The 16,613-nt window shown below is 65.3% G+C and carries 18 protein-coding genes; 5 read left to right on the forward strand and 13 right to left on the reverse strand.

Features of this window, described 5'->3' with window-relative positions; translation table 11 throughout:
* Positions 1 to 27: 27 nt before the first annotated feature.
* The 6 genes from pstB to Q0D57_RS15975 all read right to left on the reverse strand — a co-directional run bounded on the left by pstB (position 28) and on the right by Q0D57_RS15975 (position 5,460).
* Positions 28 to 804 carry a phosphate ABC transporter ATP-binding protein PstB gene (pstB, locus tag Q0D57_RS15950; RefSeq protein WP_291045864.1) on the reverse strand — a complete coding sequence of 259 codons (777 nt, stop codon included), beginning with the start codon at positions 802 to 804 and terminating at the stop codon, positions 28 to 30.
* Between the two features lie 7 nt (positions 805 to 811).
* Positions 812 to 1,717, reverse strand: a complete 906-nt coding sequence (pstA, locus tag Q0D57_RS15955) for a phosphate ABC transporter permease PstA (protein WP_291045866.1) — start codon at positions 1,715 to 1,717, stop codon at positions 812 to 814.
* A complete protein-coding gene (gene pstC, locus Q0D57_RS15960; RefSeq protein WP_291045869.1) occupies positions 1,714 to 2,667 on the reverse strand; it encodes a phosphate ABC transporter permease subunit PstC in 954 nt (317 codons plus the stop codon). The genes pstA and pstC overlap by 4 nt, the downstream gene beginning before the upstream one ends.
* A 112-nt stretch (positions 2,668 to 2,779) precedes the next feature.
* A complete protein-coding gene (pstS, locus tag Q0D57_RS15965) occupies positions 2,780 to 3,904 on the reverse strand; it encodes a phosphate ABC transporter substrate-binding protein PstS (RefSeq protein WP_291045870.1) in 1,125 nt (374 codons plus the stop codon).
* A gap of 174 nt (positions 3,905 to 4,078) precedes the next feature.
* Positions 4,079 to 4,735: an arsenate reductase ArsC gene (locus Q0D57_RS15970; RefSeq protein ID WP_291045872.1), complete on the reverse strand. Its 657-nt coding sequence runs from the start codon at positions 4,733 to 4,735 to the stop codon at positions 4,079 to 4,081.
* Between the two features lie 14 nt (positions 4,736 to 4,749).
* On the reverse strand, positions 4,750 to 5,460 hold the full coding sequence (locus Q0D57_RS15975; RefSeq protein ID WP_366518637.1) for a helix-turn-helix domain-containing protein: 711 nt from the start codon (positions 5,458 to 5,460) through the stop codon (positions 4,750 to 4,752).
* A gap of 12 nt (positions 5,461 to 5,472) precedes the next feature.
* Between Q0D57_RS15975 and Q0D57_RS15980 the strand changes: the two genes are divergently transcribed.
* From Q0D57_RS15980 to Q0D57_RS15990, 3 genes are all read left to right on the forward strand, one after another.
* Positions 5,473 to 6,237, forward strand: coding sequence for an MIP/aquaporin family protein (locus Q0D57_RS15980; RefSeq protein WP_291045876.1), 765 nt, complete (start codon positions 5,473 to 5,475; stop codon positions 6,235 to 6,237).
* Between the two features lie 12 nt (positions 6,238 to 6,249).
* Entirely contained in the window at positions 6,250 to 7,647 is a 1,398-nt protein-coding gene (locus Q0D57_RS15985; protein ID WP_291045878.1) for an FAD-dependent oxidoreductase, read from the forward strand.
* Positions 7,648 to 7,744: 97 nt separating this feature from the next.
* Positions 7,745 to 8,521 (forward strand): winged helix-turn-helix domain-containing protein, encoded by a 777-nt coding sequence (locus Q0D57_RS15990; protein WP_291045880.1) that lies wholly within the window; start codon positions 7,745 to 7,747, stop codon positions 8,519 to 8,521.
* Here the strand turns inward: Q0D57_RS15990 and Q0D57_RS15995 are convergent.
* The 5 genes from Q0D57_RS15995 to Q0D57_RS16015 are packed head-to-tail and all read right to left on the reverse strand — an operon-like array spanning position 8,507 to position 12,580.
* The gene (locus tag Q0D57_RS15995; protein ID WP_291045882.1) at positions 8,507 to 9,478 is read right to left on the reverse strand and encodes a three-helix bundle dimerization domain-containing protein; all 972 of its coding nucleotides are present in this window, start codon (positions 9,476 to 9,478) and stop codon (positions 8,507 to 8,509) included. The two genes, Q0D57_RS15990 and Q0D57_RS15995, sit on opposite strands and share 15 nt — an antisense overlap.
* 2 nt (positions 9,479 to 9,480) lie before the next feature.
* On the reverse strand, positions 9,481 to 9,807 hold the full coding sequence (locus tag Q0D57_RS16000) for a metalloregulator ArsR/SmtB family transcription factor (protein WP_291045884.1): 327 nt from the start codon (positions 9,805 to 9,807) through the stop codon (positions 9,481 to 9,483).
* A gap of 37 nt (positions 9,808 to 9,844) precedes the next feature.
* Positions 9,845 to 11,164 (reverse strand): FAD-dependent oxidoreductase, encoded by a 1,320-nt coding sequence (locus Q0D57_RS16005; RefSeq protein WP_291045886.1) that lies wholly within the window; start codon positions 11,162 to 11,164, stop codon positions 9,845 to 9,847.
* Positions 11,165 to 11,179: 15 nt separating this feature from the next.
* Positions 11,180 to 12,163: a thioredoxin-disulfide reductase gene (gene trxB / locus Q0D57_RS16010; protein ID WP_291045888.1), complete on the reverse strand. Its 984-nt coding sequence runs from the start codon at positions 12,161 to 12,163 to the stop codon at positions 11,180 to 11,182.
* A gap of 3 nt (positions 12,164 to 12,166) precedes the next feature.
* Positions 12,167 to 12,580 carry an arsenate reductase ArsC gene (locus Q0D57_RS16015; RefSeq protein ID WP_291045891.1) on the reverse strand — a complete coding sequence of 138 codons (414 nt, stop codon included), beginning with the start codon at positions 12,578 to 12,580 and terminating at the stop codon, positions 12,167 to 12,169.
* 85 nt (positions 12,581 to 12,665) lie between these two features.
* On the opposite strand from Q0D57_RS16015, the gene Q0D57_RS16020 reads away from it, so the two are divergent.
* Entirely contained in the window at positions 12,666 to 13,028 is a 363-nt protein-coding gene (locus Q0D57_RS16020) for a metalloregulator ArsR/SmtB family transcription factor (RefSeq protein WP_291045892.1), read from the forward strand.
* A 21-nt stretch (positions 13,029 to 13,049) separates the two neighbouring features.
* Positions 13,050 to 14,279: an MFS transporter gene (locus Q0D57_RS16025; RefSeq protein WP_291045894.1), complete on the forward strand. Its 1,230-nt coding sequence runs from the start codon at positions 13,050 to 13,052 to the stop codon at positions 14,277 to 14,279.
* Between the two features lie 131 nt (positions 14,280 to 14,410).
* On the opposite strand, the gene Q0D57_RS16030 is transcribed toward Q0D57_RS16025, so the two are convergent.
* Positions 14,411 to 14,716 carry a thioredoxin family protein gene (locus Q0D57_RS16030; protein ID WP_291045896.1) on the reverse strand — a complete coding sequence of 102 codons (306 nt, stop codon included), beginning with the start codon at positions 14,714 to 14,716 and terminating at the stop codon, positions 14,411 to 14,413.
* Between the two features lie 447 nt (positions 14,717 to 15,163).
* The gene (locus tag Q0D57_RS16035; protein ID WP_291045898.1) at positions 15,164 to 15,793 is read right to left on the reverse strand and encodes a DUF1345 domain-containing protein; all 630 of its coding nucleotides are present in this window, start codon (positions 15,791 to 15,793) and stop codon (positions 15,164 to 15,166) included.
* Positions 15,794 to 16,613: the final 820 nt, after the last annotated feature.

The raw sequence follows: 16,613 nt of genomic DNA on the forward strand, positions 1-16,613 counted from the left end.
GGAGGCGCGGTGTCTCGGTGGTGTCGATCATCCGAATTTTCCGGAGATGTAGTCCTCCGTCGCCTGCTTCTCGGGTTTGGCGAAGATCTTCTCGGTGTCGCCGATCTCGATCAGCTCTCCGGGCTTGCCGACACCGGCGAGGTTGAAGAAAGCGGTCTGATCGCTGACTCGAGCTGCCTGCTGCATGTTGTGGGTGACGATCACGATGGTGAACTGCTTCTTCAGGTTCGAGATGAGTTCCTCGATGGCGAGAGTCGAGATCGGGTCGAGGGCGGAGCACGGCTCATCCATCAGCAGCACGTCGGGTTCGACCGCGATCGAGCGTGCGATGCACAGCCGCTGCTGCTGTCCGCCGGAGAGGCCGACTCCGGGCTTGTCGAGACGATCCTTGACCTCGGCCCAGAGGTTCGCCCCTCGGAGGGACTGCTCGACGATGTCGTCGAGCTTCTTCTTGCCCTTGATGCCCTGGAGGCGGAGGCTGGCGGTGACGTTGTCGCGGATGGACATCGACGGGAACGGATTCGGTCGCTGGAAGACCATGCCGATCGTCCGGCGGACGGCTACCGGGCTCACATTGGGGGCATAGATGTTCTCACCGTCGAGGAGGACGGTTCCCTCGACGCTGGCCCCTGGGATCACTTCGTGCATCCGGTTCAGTGTTCTCAGCACAGTCGACTTACCGCACCCGGAGGGGCCGATGAGGGCGGTGACGCTGTTGGGTTTGACGTTGAAGGTGACGGAGTCGACGGCGTGGAAGCTGCCGTAGTAGATGTTGAGGTCTTTGACCTCGAGGCTCTTGGACATCGGGTTCCTAGGCGTTCTGTTTGCGGTTGAGGAATCGGGCGATCGCTGTGGCGGCGATGTTGATGACGGCGATGATGATGATCAGTGTCAGCGCGGCACCCCACGCGCGCAGCTGCCCGGCGGGCAGGGGGTTGATCAGCTCCGTGTAGATCAGCAGCGGCAGAGATGCCATGTTGCCTTCGAAGACGTCGTAGTTCATCGCCCGGCTGTATCCGACGAGAACCAGTACGGGGGCGGTCTCTCCCATCACGCGAGCGATCGCGAGGAGGATGCCGGAGACGATGCCCGAGGATGCCGTGGGAAGAACGACGCGCATGATCGTCACGGCTTTGGAGAGCCCCAGCGCGTATGACGCCTCTCGGAGGTCATCGGGGACGATGCGGAGCATCTCCTCCGTGGAACGCACCACCACGGGGATCATCAGCAGCACGAGAGCCAGTGCGACCGCGAAGGCGCTCTGCTGAAAGCCCAAGGTGACGATCCAGAGGCTGAAGACGAAAAGAGCTGCCACGATCGAGGGGATGCCGGAGAGGACGTCGACCATGAATGTCGCAAGCCGTGCCAGTGGCGATTTCTTGCCGTACTCCACGAGGTAGATCGCGATGAGGATGCCCAGCGGCACAGCGATGAGGGCGGCGATCCCCGCTTGCACGAGTGTGCCGTAGATCGCGTGGTAGACGCCGCCGGCGAATTGCTCCGGGAGGACGCCCTTCAGGGAGTTGGTCCACCAGGTGGGGGAGACGATTGCTTCGAATCCTCGGGTGATGACGATGATCAACAGCCAGGCGAGCGGGATCAGCGCGACCACGAACGCGGCGACGACGAGGATGCCCCACGTGGCGCTGCGGGCCCTGCGCCCGGTGCTGATCGGGATGAAGGCGGTCTGGCGCGGCGGTCTGGTTGTCGTGGTCATCCGAGTTTCGATCCTGCGACCGCGCGGGCGATCACGTTGACGATGAAGGTGAGGGCGAACAGCACGAACCCCGCCGCGATGTAGGCACCGGTCGGGAGGGGCGAGCTGAACTCGGCGGCTGCAGAGGCGATCTTCGAGGCGAAGGTGTACCCGCCGTCGAAGACGGTGAACGCCGCCGGAAGCGGGGAAGCGCGGAGGATGAGAAGGACTGCGACGGTTTCGCCGAGTGCGCGACCCAGGCCGAGCATGGCGCCGGCGATGGTGCCGGAGCGGCCGAACGGGATCACGGTCATCCTGATCACCTCCCACCGCGTGGCACCGAGCGACTGGGCTGCTTCGATCGTGGATCGCGGGGTCTGGCGGTATGACTCGCGTGCCACGGTGGTGATGATCGGCAGGATCATGATCGCCAGGACGATGGAGGCGGTGAAGATCGTACCGCCACCGGTGATCGAGACGTTGCCCGTGGCGAAGAGTGGGAACCAGCCGAGGGTGGCGTTCAGCCAGACCGCGAACGGCTCGAGGACGGGGGCGAGGATGAAGATGCCCCAGAGGCCGAAGACGATCGAGGGCACCGCAGCCAGTAGATCGATCACCGAGCTCAGCGGACGGGAGATTCGGCGGGGCGCGTAGTTGGTGAGGAAGATCGCGATCCCCATCGCCACCGGAACGGCCAGCACGAGCGCGACCACCGAGCTGAGCACGGTGACGATCAGCAGATCCTTGATCCCGAAGCGCAGATCCGCCGGGTCGCTGGTAGAGAATTCGCCGCTGGTGAGGAAGTTCGCCTGATTGGCCTGGAGTGAAGGGATCGCTTGGACGAGCAGGAACAACGCGATCAGCGCGATCGCTGCGACGACGAGGGCGCCGGATGCGGTGGCCAGCACGCGCATCACGACATCGGCGGTTCGACCGGGGCGGGTGATCGAAAGCGCCTCGAGCTGCGACATCTCTCGCGGACCCGTGGGAGATTTCCTGTTCCTGTCGCCCGGCTGGGGACCGGCCGCCTGTCGCGGTCGGTCCCCAGGTGCGGCGACGTCTATGTTGACGTCAGGCATGGTCTCAGCTGATGGCGTTGACGGCCGTGGTCAGCTTCTCCTGGAACGACTCGGGGATCGGGATGTACCCGTTGTCCTCGAGGCCGACCTGGCCATCGGTAATGGTGGCCTGCAGGAAGGCGCGCACTGCGGTGCCGACCTCGGGGTCCTCGTACTTCGAGCAGACGATCTCGTAGGTCGCAAGCACGATCGGGTAGGCGCCCGGCTCGGTGGGGAGATAGAACGAGTTGGTGTCCAGCACCAGGTCGTTGCCCTCGCCCTTGATCGTCGCGCCGTCGATCGTCTTGCCGACGGTCTCGGTCGTGATCTCCACAGGTTCGGGGCCGGCCGACGTGATGATGCTCGCGATGGCGAGTCCCTGGGAGGTGGCGTAGGACCACTCGTTGTAGGTGATGCTGCCCTCGGTGGAAGCGATGGCAGCCGAGGTGCCCTCGTTGCCCTTGGCGCCTTCACCGACGCCGCCGGCGAAGGACTTGCCGGCGCCCTTGCCCCAGCTGCCGTCGGAGGCAGCGTCGAGGTACTTCTGGAAGTTATCGGTGGTGCCGGACTCGTCCGATCGGTAGATCACATTGATCGGCTCCGCCGGCAGCTCCACGCCCTCGTTCAAGGCGGCGATGGCAGCATCGTCCCAGCTGGTGATTCCACCGCTGAAGATCTGACCGAGAGTCGGGCCATCAAGAGCGAGGTCATCGACGCCCGAGACGTTGTAGGTCACCGCGATCGGTCCGAAGACGACGGGGAGGTTCCATGCTTCGCTGCCGCAGGTCTCCTCTGCGGCAGCAGGCTCGCCCTTGTCCTCGCTGAGGGAGGAATCCGAACCGCCGAAGTTCGTCTGCCCGCCGATGAACTCGGACACACCTGCGCCCGACCCGTTCGAGGTGTAGTCGAGTGTCTGGTCGGCGCAGGCCGCCTCGAATGCAGCCACGAAGCGGGTCATCGCGTTGGCCTGGGCGGTGGAGCCGCTCGACTTGAGTGCGTCCACTCCGCCGCATTCGACGGAGGAGCTGCCAGCCGCTGCGGCACCGGTCGACGCGGGCGTGACGTTGTTGTCGGCGCTGCAGCCGGCGAGGAGGAGCGCCGCAAGCGCTGCCGTCCCGCCGAGGATGCTGCCGGATCGATTGAGTTTCACTGTTCTCCTTCGGAGAGATGAACCGTGACCACTCGTGCAAGAAAGCGGCCCCGGAGGTGTCGGCCGCGGATCTTGCGGCGGTTCGAACCTACGGAGCCGCCATGAATAGACGGCGATCTATGTATTAACGGAAGGTAAACATAGATGCGCATCTATCAAATCGACGATTGCAGCTCAGGTGCCGATCACTTGGTGCTGGGCCGGCACGTCGATCTCCTCGAGCAGCGTGAGCACGCGTCGTTCGATCTCGTCCCTGATGGGCCGGATGTCGGCTGCGGATTTTCCCTCCGGGTCATCGAGCACCCACTCCTCGTACCTCTTGCCCGGGAATATCGGGCACGCGTCACAGCACCCCATGGTGATGACGACATCCGCTGCGCGAACCACCTCATCCGTCCAGGGCTTGGGGTATTCGTTCGAGATGTCGATGCCCCGTTCAGTCATCGCTGCGATCGCCTGCGAGTTGACTTCATCGCCGGGTTCCGAACCGCCGGACCACGCGACAGCGTTCTCGCCGGCGTAGTGCTCGAAGAATCCCAGGGCCATCTGTGAACGGCCGGCGTTGTGGACGCACAGGAACAACACGGTGGGTTTCCCGTCCAGGTGCTTGCCCTCCACGCGGGCGAGCGCACTGAGTCGCTGCTTCGCAAAGCGCTCGGCGAGGAGTGGCAGGAAGGTCGTGACCTTCGCTCGACCGGCGAACTGGTCGTACGAGGACAGCAGGAAACGTTGGATCGTCTCCACGTTGTAGGTGCCTTCGAACGTTCGCTCGAGCCGCGTCGCCGCGGTCCTCAAGGCGACCTCTTGGTCGAGGGTGATCATGGGGTTCATGGGTGATGCTCCAGTCAGGATGCGACGAGTCGCGGCGCGAGCGACGAGATGCGCCGCTTGAGTTCGGTGACGGTGGTGTCGAACGCGGCGTCGGTGCCGATTCGAACCGGGTCCGGGATCGACCAGTGCAGATTCCCGGTAACGCCCAGCTGTTCGTGAGCGTTATCGCAGACGGTGATGACGAAGTCACGATCGGTGACGACGTCGACGAGGTTGCGTGGATGCGTCTCCGTGAGTCGGAGGTCGTGCCGCGCGGCGACCGCGAGGGCGCCGGGGTCGATTCGTTCAGCCGGATGCGTGCCGCCCGAGGCCGACGGGACGTTGCTGACGTTCGCCCACAGGGCGGAGGCGAGCTGTGAGCGTGCGGAGTTCGCCGAGCACACGAACACCACCCGTTGGGCTGCGAGCGCCGCCCCCGGGGTGATGTCCTCGAGTGACCCGTCGACGAGATGAACGTAGCTGCGCCGCTTGTCCGCCTCCGAAGGGGTTCGGGTGATGATGCCGACGGCCTCGAGCACCTTCAGGTGATGGGTGATGAGGTTGGACCGCACCCCGAGGGCAGCACCGATCTCACTCGGCGCGAGATCGCCGAGTGTCAGCAGGTCCACCAGCTGAAGGCGGGCGGGATCGCCGAGTGCGGCGTGCTTCGCGGCGCGCCGGACAACCTCTGTCTGTAGTTCAATGTTCATTGTTGCAATCTTGACTGTATTAAATTCTCCCGTCAAGATGGGCCAACAATGAAAACTGCAACTCCTTCCCCTCCTGTTGGGCGCCCGCACCTGCTCCGCCGCCTCACCGCCGAATTCGTCGGAACCGGACTTCTCGTGACCATCGTCGTCGGATCCGGCATCGCGGCCGCACAGCTGTCGCCGGACGACATCGGTCTTCAACTGCTCGAGAACAGCCTTGCGACCGCGTTTGGCCTCGCCGTGCTGATCCTGATGCTCGGCCCCGTCTCCGGCGCCCACTTCAATCCCGTCGTCTCGACGGTGGACTGGCTGATAGGACGTTCTGCACGAACCGGGTTGCCTCTTCGCGATCTCCTGCCCTATGTCATCGCTCAGATCGCGGGGGGAATTGCCGGGGCTGTTCTGGCCAACCTCATGTTCGACGTCGGCCCGGCCCTCTCGACCAAGGATCGTGTCACGGGCGGACATCTTCTTGCGGAAGTCGTCGCCACCGCCGGCCTGGTGCTGTTGATCTTCGCGCTCGCTCGGACAGGCCGGGGAGCGGCTTCCGCAGCTGCAGTCGGTGCATATATCGGAGCGGCCTACTGGTTCACCAGCTCGACGTCTTTTGCTAACCCAGCGGTCACGATCGCCCGCATGTTCTCGGATACGTTCGCCGGGATAGCGCCTGGTTCTGTGCCGGGATACGTGCTCATGCAACTGATTGGCGGAGCGCTGGGTCTTGGCCTGGTTCTGCTGTTCTACCCCACCGCGTCACGAGCAGCCGGCGACGTCCTCGTCCCGCCCGCATCATCGACCAACGCCAACGTCTGAAAGGCACCCTCCATGCATCTAGTAGCCATCGGCGGAAGCGACGCCGGCATCTCCACGGCCCTCCGCGCCCGCGAACTCGACCCCACCGTCGACGTCACCGTCGTCGTCGCGGACTCCTACCCGAACTTCTCCATCTGCGGCATCCCGTATTACTTCTCCCGCGAGGTCCAGCCCTGGCAGTCCCTCGCCCACCGCACCCACGCCGATCTCGAAGCCACCGGCATGCAGCTCCGACTCGACACCCTCGCCACAAGCATCGACGTCGCCGGCCAGCAACTCACCGTCCGCGATCAGAACGGGCAGGAGTCGACGATCGCTTACGACGAACTGATGGTTGGCACAGGGGCCTCCCCGTCGACCGCCGGCATCCTCGGGATCGGCGGCCCCGACGGGCTCGGCCCGGACGACGGCGTGCACCTCCTGCACTCGATGGGCGACACCTTCGCCCTCGAGCGCTACCTCGACGAGCGCCAGCCGGAGACCGCGATCATCGTGGGCGCCGGTTATGTTGGCCTCGAGATGGCCGAAGCCCTCACCGTCCGTGGCCTCCAGGTGACCCAGCTGCAGCGTGGTCCCGAGGTGCTGTCCACCCTTGACCCAGAACTCGGCTCCCTCGTTCACGACGAGCTCACCCGCCACGGCGTCGACGTCGTCACGAACGCCCGCGTTGAAGCAGTCTCCCGCGATGGCGGTCACCTCACCGTCACCGGGTTCGAGAACGGTGACGGCTTCGCCCGCACCGCCGACCTCGTGCTCGTCGTCGTCGGTGTGCGACCCAACACGAGCCTCCTCACCGACGCCGGCGCGACCACCGGCCCCGGGGGAGCGGTCATGGTCGACGAGCAGATGCGCACCGGCCTGCCCCACGTCTGGGCCGCCGGCGACGGAGTCGTCACCCACCACCGCCTCCTCGGCGTCACCTACCTGCCGCTGGGCACCACCTCACACAAGCAGGGGCGAGTCGCCGGAGAAAACGCGATCGGCGGCGACGCCCGCTTCGCCGGAAGCCTCGGCACGCAGGTCGTGAAGGTCTTCGACCTGGTCGCCGCCCGCACCGGACTCCGCGACCACGAAGGCATCGCCGCCGGCTACACGCCCCTCAGTGGAACCGCGATTGCGGATGACCACAAGGCCTACTACCCCGGCGCGAAGCCGCTGAGCATCCGCATCACCGGCGACACCGACAACGGGCTCCTGCTCGGCGCCCAGCTCGTCGGCGCCCGCGGTGCCGAGATCGCCAAACGCGTCGACACCTACGCTGTCGCCCTGCACCACGGCATGACAGTCGAGGCAATGAGCGATCTCGATCTCTCCTACACGCCTCCGCTCGGCTCCCCGTGGGACGCCGTGCAGGTCGCCACGCAGGCGTGGAGTCGAGAGCTGCGGAGCACCCTGCTCGCCACCAATTAGATAGATGTCTGTCTATGTAAATGGTAGCGTTGCGGACTGTTCACGTGAGATTCACCCGGTCGAGTTTCGATGGGGATGAACGAGAAGAGGTGCGCGCATGGTGGTTCGAGGCAACTCGGCGGTCGGTGAGCTGGCCTACGCGCACAGCGGCGCAACTCGGCGTGCACCGGCCCCCACCAAGTGGCCGCTGCGCGTGATGGTCGTCTCGGCGGAAGCCCCCCTGATCGGGACTCAGAAGCCGGGCACCCTCCATGGAGGCCTCGACATCCGGCCCTTCTCCGAGGGAACAGCGGCTCTGCTGGCGTTGTCCAGTGAAGATCCTGCCGTCGTCGTCGTCTCGACGGACATCGTCGGGGTGGAGCTGACCCGGTTCGTCGAGGCTGTGGTGGGGTGGTGTGATGTTCCCGTCGTGGTCGGGCTCACCGAGGGGATGGATGCGAGCGAACGTGCATTCGCAGCTCTCGGATGCGGAGCCCGCTCCATCCTCCATCTGCCGTTCACCGGCGATGAGCTGTCCACGACGGTGAAGGGCCTGGGATTCCAGGCCGGACATGACGAGCAACCCGTGACCGTCGGAACCATCACCGTCGAACCTCTCGCTTACCGCGCGACCGTTTCCGGAACATCGGTGAACCTGACACCTCGAGAACTCGAACTGTTGAAGTACCTGATGGTGAACAGCCCTCGAGTGGTGCCGGTGGATGAACTCGCGGACGCCCTAGCTGTCTACGGCGACGGGAGCGTCAGCAATGCCCGCGTCCTGGTCACCAAGGTGCGGAAGAAGCTCTCCGTCATCGACGCTGCAGCGGGAGAACGGGTGCAGACCGTGCACGGGCTCGGCTATCGAGTCGTGGACCCTTCAGGCGAGGCGTAACCCGCGCAGCAAGCTCTCGACCCGCTGTTGGATCTCATCGCGAATCACTCGCATCTGCTCCAGAGGCTTCCCGATCGGGTCCTCGATCGGCCAATCCATGTACATCCGCCCCGGATACACCGGGCAGGCGTCACCACAGCCCATCGTGATCACGATGTCGGCGGCCTGGACGACTTCGTCGGTGAGGGGCTTCGGGAACTCGGCCACGATCGGAACACCGATCTCATCAAGGATGTCGACCACGACCGGGTCGATGCTCTCCGCCGGCTGCGACCCTGCAGTGCGGACGTGGACGCGGTCACCGGCGAGCTGACGGAGAAGGCCCGCGGCCATCTGGGATCGTCCCGAGTTCTGCACGCACACGAACAGCACCTCAGGGGTGCCTCGTAGATCGAAACCCTTAGCGGCGGCGAGAGCTCCGAGGCGATCGGTCGCGAAGCGGCTCGTGAGAGAGGGCAGATGACGGGAGACGCTTGCGCGCGTGCTCAAGAGGACATAGCTTTCGGCCACATACCGCTCCACGGTCTCTCGGGAGAAGTGCGAGCTGAACCGGTAGGCGAGCCGTTCGGCGACCCGCTGGATAGCGTCGGGGAGGCCCACCGTCGACGCTGCGCCCGCTGCTTGGACTGGTTCCTGGTAAGAGCTCTTGCCGGTCAGCAGGCGGCCGAATCGCACCCATGCTTCCGGTGAAGGGCTGTAGGCGGGGGCGCCCTCCGCGGGCACCGTTGTGACGAGGTCGACGGTCCTGAGCTCCTCGAGGTGACCGGTGATTGTTTCGACGCCGACGTCGAGTTCCGCGGCGAGAGAGCTGGAGCTGTGCTGCTCTGCGGGGCGGGTCGCCATGATGCTCAGGATGCGGAGCCGCAGCGGATCGGCGATCACGGAGATCTGACGAGCGCGTGCTTGCGCGGTCGAGGCATCCAGCGGAGGAAGGCCTCGAGGAGGGAGATCGGTCATTGTCAGCTCAACAGGTCAGCGATCGCAGTGCGTCGCTCGGGTGTGATGGAGAACCAGGCTGTTCGCCCTTCTTGACGACGAACAAGCAGGCCGTCCTCGGCCATGACTTTCAAGTGGTGACTCACGGTGGGCTGGCGGAGCCCCAGGTAGGCCGTGATCTCGCTGACCATCGCCTCACCGCGGGCGCTGCCGTTGATGAAGCTGAGGATCTGCAGGCGAGTGGGATCAGACACTGCCCGGAACGTGCGGGCCAGTGCTTCCGCGGCGTCTCGGTCCAGCGCGCCACCCGAGGCGACATCCGTGGGGGAGTCGCGATCCGCAATGGCCATGCGCGTGATTGTAGTTCACGCGCATGGCCAGCCCGAGTCAGCTGCAGCAGGAACCGCTCTGATCACCGGTTGAGCACACACCCGTCTCGGGAAGCACCAGCTGAACCTGACGTGCAGCCTCGCGGTTGCCGACCAATTCATCCGCAATCGACCGCACCTGCTCGTACCCGGTGAGCAGCAAGAACGTCGGGGCGCGGCCATAGCTCTTCATGCCGGCGATGTAGAAGTTCGGTTCCGGATGAGCCAGCTCGGTCACCCCGTGCGGGTAGACGGTTCCGCACGAGTGCAGGTTCGGATCGATCAACGGCGCGAGCGCTCGAGGTGCCTCTACGATCTCATCGAGCGAGATCCGGATCTCGCGAAGCATGTCCAGATCCGGCCGGAACCCGGTCGCGTTCACGACGCGGTCCGCTTCGATGCTCGCCGGCTCACCGGCGCGACGGCCGAGCACCTCGACCCGACCATCCGTGCTGGATCGGATGTCATCGATCTCGAACTGATCGATCAACGCCACAGCGCCGCGTCGCACCAGGTCGTGCGTGGATTCACCCAGCTGGCCCCGACCTTCCAGCTCATCTGCCGAGGAGCCGTACACGCGCACCGGGCTGGAGTTGCGAATAGCCCAGGTGATCGTGGTTCCCGGTTCGTCCCGGGCCAGGGACGCGAGCTTCAGCAACGTGTTCGCAGCCGAATGACCTGCCCCGACGACGAGAATGTGCTTTCCGGCGAACAGATCGTGGTCGGTCCCGAGCACATCGGGCAGGGCATGGCTGATGCTCGCGGATACGTCCGCGGCGTGGGCCGGATCGAGGCCCGAGGACGTCAGCCCGTTCGGGCTGCTGTAGGTGCCGGAAGTATCGACGACCGCCCTTGCACGGAGATCCTCGACGGCGCCGTCCGCGGTGCGGATTCGGAGCTGGAACGGTGTGCTGCTTCGCCCGGTCGACCGGGTGCGGTCCATGCCCTCCCGCGTCACGTCAGTGACCGTCATGCCGTACCGAATGCGCGGCTTCAGCGCTTCGGTGTTCGAAAGCGGCAGCAGGTAGTCGTCAACGAGCTCACGCCCGTACGGAGCCCGCTCCGCTTTCGGAGCCCGCCAGCCGGCCGCATCCAGCAGTCGGACTGCCGCGTCATCGACCAGGTACTTCCAGGGCGAGAACAAGCGGGTATGACCCCACTGGCGGACGGCGGCTCCTGCGGTGTCACCCTTTTCCAGAACGATGACGTCGACGCCGCGCTCGAGCAGCTCGGCGGCGGCGGCGAGACCGACGGGTCCGGCACCGATCACAGCGACGGGAAGTCGGTCGAGCTTCCGCGACGGCGGGAGGGTGAGGGTAGGTAGATCAGCGAGCGTCATGGCTTCTCCTTCGAATCAGTGGGCTGCGACGTCGTCGAGTTCAGCGGTCTCGATCTGAGCGTGTGAGGCAAGGCCATGAGCGGCGAGATAGTGTTCCGCGTCGAGGGCCGCCGCACAGCCAGTGCCGGCCGCGGTGATGGCCTGGCGGTAACGACGATCGACGAGATCCCCGCATGCGAACACACCGGTGAGGTTGGTCTCCGTCGACGGATGCGCCACCTTCACGTAACCGCCGTCATCCAGATCGATCTGACCGGCGACCAGATCGCTGCGCGGGTCATGACCGATCGCGATGAACAGACCGGTGGCGTCCAGGTGGGACGTCTCACCCGAGACGGTGTCGCGCACAGTGAGTCCGGAGAGCTTCACATCTCCCTTGGCCTCAATAATCTCGCTGTTCCACTGCATCCGGATCTTCGGGTTCGCCAGCGCACGCTCCTGCATGATCTTCGAACCGCGCAACGCGTCCCGACGGTGAACCAGCGTGACCGAGTCCGCGAAGCGGGTGAGGAACATCGCTTCCTCGAGCGCGGAGTCACCGCCACCGACGGTGGCGATGTCCTGGCCGCGGAAGAATGCACCGTCGCACGTTGCACACCAGGAAACGCCGTGGCCGGAGAGGCGTTCCTCTCCCTCCACGCCCAGCTTCCGGTACGCGGAACCCATAGCCAGGACGACAGCGTGAGCTTGGTAGGTCTCCCCGTAGCCGGTGCTGATCGTCTTCACGTCGCCGGAGAGTTCGAGCGCGGTGACGTCGTCATAGACCAGACGGGCGCCGAAACGTTCGGCCTGCTTCCGCAGATTCTCCATCAGGTCCGGCCCCATGATGCCGTCGGTGAACCCGGGGAAGTTCTCGACCTCAGTGGTGTTCATCAAGGCACCGCCGATCTCGACCGAGCTGGTCAGGACGACGGGGGAGAGGCCCGCGCGGGCTAGGTAGATCGCGGCGGTGTACCCGGCAGGTCCGGACCCGACGACAACAACGTTCTCGATAGGCATCGGTCAGTTCACCGGTGCCGGGAGGATCTCGGCGAGCAGCGCTTCGATGCGCGCCTTGATGTCATCGCGAATCGGGCGGACCGCCTCAATGCCCTGCCCGGCCGGGTCCTCGAGCTCCCAGTCCTCGTACCGCTTGCCCGGGAAGATCGGGCACGTGTCGCCGCACCCCATCGTGATCACGACGTCGGACTCCTGCACGGCCTCGGTGGTGAGGATCTTCGGGGTGTTCCCGGTGATATCGATGCCCTCTTCGGCCATGGCCTCAATCGCGACCGGGTTGATCTGATCCTTCGGCTCCGAGCCAGCGGACAGCACCTCGACCTGGCCATTGGACAGAGCGGTCATATAACCGGCAGCCATCTGGGAACGGCCGGCGTTGTGAACGCAGACGAACAGGACGGTGGGCTTTTCAGGCATGATTTTCCTCAAGGGGTAGATCGATGAGCGTCGATCTACAGTATGGTTACCGTATTGATGACTGTCAATCTAAGTGAGGGTGCCCATGTCAACAATCCAGCTGTTGCCCCTCACGGACGTGTCGGTCGAGTGCTGCACACCTCTAGACAGCGACACGCTCAGCGTGGAAGACGCTGACCTGCTCTCGTCACGTCTCAAAGCCGTGGCGGACCCGGCGAGGCTTCGGCTCGTCTCTCTCGTTGCAGCTCACGCGAACGCGGAGGCCTGTGTCTGTGACCTGACGGAACCGCTCGGGTTGTCCCAAGGAACTGTCTCGCACCACCTCAAGATCCTCGTCGAGGCTGGAATCTTCGCCCGCGAAAAGCGCGGCACCTGGGCCTACTACAGTCTCATTCCTGGTGCTCTCGGCAGCCTCTCCGCTGCGCTGCTCGTCGTCGGCGAGAAGTAGGACTGCCACCGGCGCTGAATCATGGATCGCCGCCGACTCTGGCGTGGCCTCGACCGAGTCGTCGTCATTCTCTGCGTCACCGAGATCATCAGCTGGGGAACGCTCTACTATTCCCTGCCTGCCGCGACCGCGGCGATAGAGGCCGACACGGGATGGTCAGCCGTATCCATCACAGCGAGCTTCTCAGGCGGCCTGATCCTCTCGGCTCTCGCGGGCATCCTGGTCGGTCGACTGCTCGATCGAATCTCACCTCGAACCGTCATGACCGCGGGGTCGCTGGTTGCCGCGGTCGGGCTCGTCCTTGTGGCACTTGCCCCGACGCTTGTCTTTTTTCTTCTCGCATGGCTCGTGGTTGGGGTGGCGCAGGCAGCCGTGTTGTATCAACCCGCCTTCACCGTCATCGGGCGACACTACGGCTCCGGTCTTGACAAGCCCATGCTGCTGCTCACTCTCGCCGGCGGGCTCGCCTCAACGGTCTTCGTTCCCATCACCGCGCAACTCCTCACCGCGCTCGACTGGCGGACCACCTACCTCGTCCTGGGCCTCGTTCTGACGGCAACCACAGTTCCACTTCACCTTCTTCTGCCCGCCGAACGGGCAGCAAGCAACGAGAAGGTGGCCACCCCTGGGCGGCGTGATGGACCAGTCATCCGCTCCCGGATGTTCCTCTTTCTTGTCATCGGGGTCACCGGACTCACGTTCTCGGCCTACGCCGTCACCCTCAACCTCATTCCCCTGTTCGCCGAACACGGGTTCTCGACGGGGTTTGCTGCAGCCGGCCTTGCTCTCGTCGGGATAGGCCAAGTCATCGGCCGCATTGGGCTGATTGCCCTCAACCGGTACATTCCGTCCCGACTCCGGCCGGCCGCGGTTGGTGCATCGATCGCGATAGTTCTCTTTCTGTTTGCAGTCGTCGCTGGGCCGCCGCTCCTCTTGGCGGTCGTCGCGGTCATCGCGGGCGCAGCTCGAGGGGCGCTCACTCTGATTCAGGCGACCGCGATCGCTGAGCGATGGGGAAGAGATCGACTCGGATCTCTCAACGGCGTGTTCGGCGCACCGATCACAGCGGCCATGGCTCTTACTCCCGTCGCCGGGGTTGCAGTAGGAACCATCACCAGTTCCTACGCAACAGCCGCTGCGATCTTCTCAGCCATCGCCCTTGCCAGTGCCGCTGCCGCATTCGCGGCGGATGCTCGGCGGACACGACCGCCGGCATTGACAGCAGCGACCCGACCGCCCTTCATTAGCTGAGGTTGTCGTTCCGCGGACGTAGCGCGATCCAAAGCCCGCAACGGCGGCATAGGTAGCCGCCGCCGGCGCTCAGCTGGTGCACTTTCGATCGGGGCATCGATCGACCGCAGCACGAACACACCACAGGCGATTCAGTCACGGGCTTGGATAGCGTCGACGATCTGCTCCGTGGTGGGTGATCCTGCCGAACCAGCCGGGGTGGCGTAGACGCATGCCAGCTCGTCAGTCGGTTCTCCTCCCGGGAACAAGTCCTCGCCGTCGAGAAGAATCTCGGGCGGTCCCGCGAATCGGGACCGTCGAGCCTCCGCTCCTGAGGCCAGGAGCCGGAACGAGATCTGCGCTTCGTCCAGCCCCAAGGATCGAACTGCCTCGCGCGCACGATCGCCAGCCTCGGTCCAGTTGGGGCAGGCGTCGATATGCGGAATCTGGATGCTCACGTCGTCATGATCTGCCTAGAACCGCCCTCAGCTGGGGCGGCCTACTCGATGCCGAGGCGTCGTACATCAACGTCGATCCGCAGCTTCCGCTGGGTCGCTACTCGATGACGTTCCGGGATGTACCCGCCGACGCGTTCTGGTCGGTCAGCGTCTACTACGCCGCCGGGTATTTCGAACCTGGCCCATCCGGCATAACCAAAACGTCAGCTCCGTGTTCGACGTGGATGGAGCCGGCAACCGTAGCGGAGTAGCTGCACGCCTCGTCTCGATAGGGGATCGTCCACCGCGACGCTCTTTGCTGTGCTGCTCTCTGCGGCTCGGCTCCGTGTTTCGTCCGTGAGTGGCCGCCGCAGCTCGGTCTGGTCCTGCTCACAGTGTGAAGATCCGGTGCTCGCTTCCGACGAGGTTCGCGGACGGGGCCCTGAGACGGACGATGTGCCGCGCTCCTCACCCTCCCTGGGTGAGGCCGGTGATCAGGTTGATGGCGACGGCCACCACGAAGGTGCCGAAGAAGTAGGACAGCAGAGCGTGGGCCAGGGCGATGCGGCGTGAGGGGGTGGAGGACTGGGTGATGTTGCTCGCGCTGTACGCCATGCCGATCGAGAAGGCTGTGTAGGCGAAGTCGCTGTAGGACGGGTCCTCGTCCTGGTCGAAGTCGAAGCGGTGGCGGTCGTCGAGGTAGTACATGCGCGCGTATTTGAAGGCGTAGACGGTGTTGATGAGCGCCCAGGCCGCGACGACCCCGACGACAGCGAGGATCGCGGCCGCGGATCCGACGGGGTCCTTCTGCTGGCTCCGGAGGAGCGCGATGACCACGAGGACGAGGCTGAGGAAGGTGGCGGCGATGATGAGCGAGTCGACCAGCTTCCGGGACCGGTCCTCGTGGCGGGCAAGGTCGCGGGTGCGTCCGGGGCCGGCCGGCCACGCCGTCGACCACGCCCAGACGAGGAACACCGCCGCGGCGATCACCCAGCCGAGCAGAGGCGACAGATCTGGGACACCGAGGAGCGCGGCGATCGCCGCGACGGCTGCGCCGACGAGTGCGGCGACACCGGCCTTGACGGACAGGTGAGACATGACGGTTCCTTTCTGAACGGTGGTTCGTCGTCCGGTCGCGCAGTGCAGTGATGCTCCGCGCGGAGCTCGCCCGGGCCGGGCTCGCGAGAGGGGGACGTGGAGGCCGGCGCGGACGGCCGCGAGCGTGCGCGACGTGGCGGCCAGCGTGACCAGGGCCCAGCACCTCGAGCTCCCGCGGTGTCAGGCCCCGCAGGCGCGTCGCGGGGAAGAGCGCGACGACTCCGCGGGTCACTGCGGCGAGTTCTCTCTCGCAGGCCAGCACCGTCACCCGCACGTAGCCGTCCGGCGACTGCCGGTGTCCGCGGGGCCACAGGAACGAGGCGTGGTTCTGCCCCTCGGCAATGGCGTCCCTCGCGGCGCCGATCAGAGCCGAATCGGCGGTGAGTAGCTCGTCCGCCGAGACCCGTCATGAAGCCCACGTGCCGGCCCCCGTCCTCGAACAGAGCGACGGACAGGGTCTCGTGGAATCCCGTGGGGAGCAGGCACTCCGCCCAGGTCTGCAGGTTCCTCGGGGAGCAGGGACCGACATGCTGGTGGGGGGCCGTTCGCGATCCGCACCGGTCCTCTCGGTGTCGAGCGCCATCTGCGGACCACTCAGGTAGCAGACGCAGGACTCGTCGAGGTCGGTGCTCGCGACCGAGCGGTGCGCAGCGGTGCGTGACACGGGACTCGACCACCTCAGGCCAGGGGGAAACGGAGTGTCGGCAACGCTCGAATATGAGGCCATAGCGACGGGGTGGTTTCCATCCATCGTTGCAACGTGAATCCCACTGTTGGAGGTCATGTTGTCTACTCGTCGCATCCCGAAGGGTCCTGGGCG

Origin of the sequence: Herbiconiux sp., assembly GCF_023264895.1 — a bacterium.
Classification (GTDB): Bacteria; Actinomycetota; Actinomycetes; order Actinomycetales; family Microbacteriaceae; genus Herbiconiux.

Bases quoted from the DNA above. Each gene is read 5' to 3' on its own strand.
- Q0D57_RS15995 (WP_291045882.1), bottom strand. From the start codon at position 9,478: ATGACCGATCTCCCTCCTCGAGGCCTTCCTCCGCTGGATGCCTCGACC.
- Q0D57_RS15980 (WP_291045876.1), top strand. From the start codon at position 5,473: ATGAAAACTGCAACTCCTTCCCCTCCTGTTGGGCGCCCGCACCTGCTC.
- Q0D57_RS16020 (WP_291045892.1), top strand. From the start codon at position 12,666: ATGTCAACAATCCAGCTGTTGCCCCTCACGGACGTGTCGGTCGAGTGC.
- pstC (WP_291045869.1), bottom strand. From the start codon at position 2,667: ATGTCGCAGCTCGAGGCGCTTTCGATCACCCGCCCCGGTCGAACCGCC.
- Q0D57_RS15990 (WP_291045880.1), top strand. From the start codon at position 7,745: ATGGTGGTTCGAGGCAACTCGGCGGTCGGTGAGCTGGCCTACGCGCAC.
- pstA (WP_291045866.1), bottom strand. From the start codon at position 1,717: ATGACCACGACAACCAGACCGCCGCGCCAGACCGCCTTCATCCCGATC.
- Q0D57_RS15985 (WP_291045878.1), top strand. From the start codon at position 6,250: ATGCATCTAGTAGCCATCGGCGGAAGCGACGCCGGCATCTCCACGGCC.
- trxB (WP_291045888.1), bottom strand. From the start codon at position 12,163: ATGCCTATCGAGAACGTTGTTGTCGTCGGGTCCGGACCTGCCGGGTAC.
- Q0D57_RS16000 (WP_291045884.1), bottom strand. From the start codon at position 9,807: ATGGCCATTGCGGATCGCGACTCCCCCACGGATGTCGCCTCGGGTGGC.
- pstB (WP_291045864.1), bottom strand. From the start codon at position 804: ATGTCCAAGAGCCTCGAGGTCAAAGACCTCAACATCTACTACGGCAGC.
- Q0D57_RS16005 (WP_291045886.1), bottom strand. From the start codon at position 11,164: ATGACGCTCGCTGATCTACCTACCCTCACCCTCCCGCCGTCGCGGAAG.
- Q0D57_RS16035 (WP_291045898.1), bottom strand. From the start codon at position 15,793: ATGTCTCACCTGTCCGTCAAGGCCGGTGTCGCCGCACTCGTCGGCGCA.
- Q0D57_RS15970 (WP_291045872.1), bottom strand. From the start codon at position 4,735: ATGAACCCCATGATCACCCTCGACCAAGAGGTCGCCTTGAGGACCGCG.
- Q0D57_RS16015 (WP_291045891.1), bottom strand. From the start codon at position 12,580: ATGCCTGAAAAGCCCACCGTCCTGTTCGTCTGCGTTCACAACGCCGGC.
- Q0D57_RS16025 (WP_291045894.1), top strand. From the start codon at position 13,050: ATGGATCGCCGCCGACTCTGGCGTGGCCTCGACCGAGTCGTCGTCATT.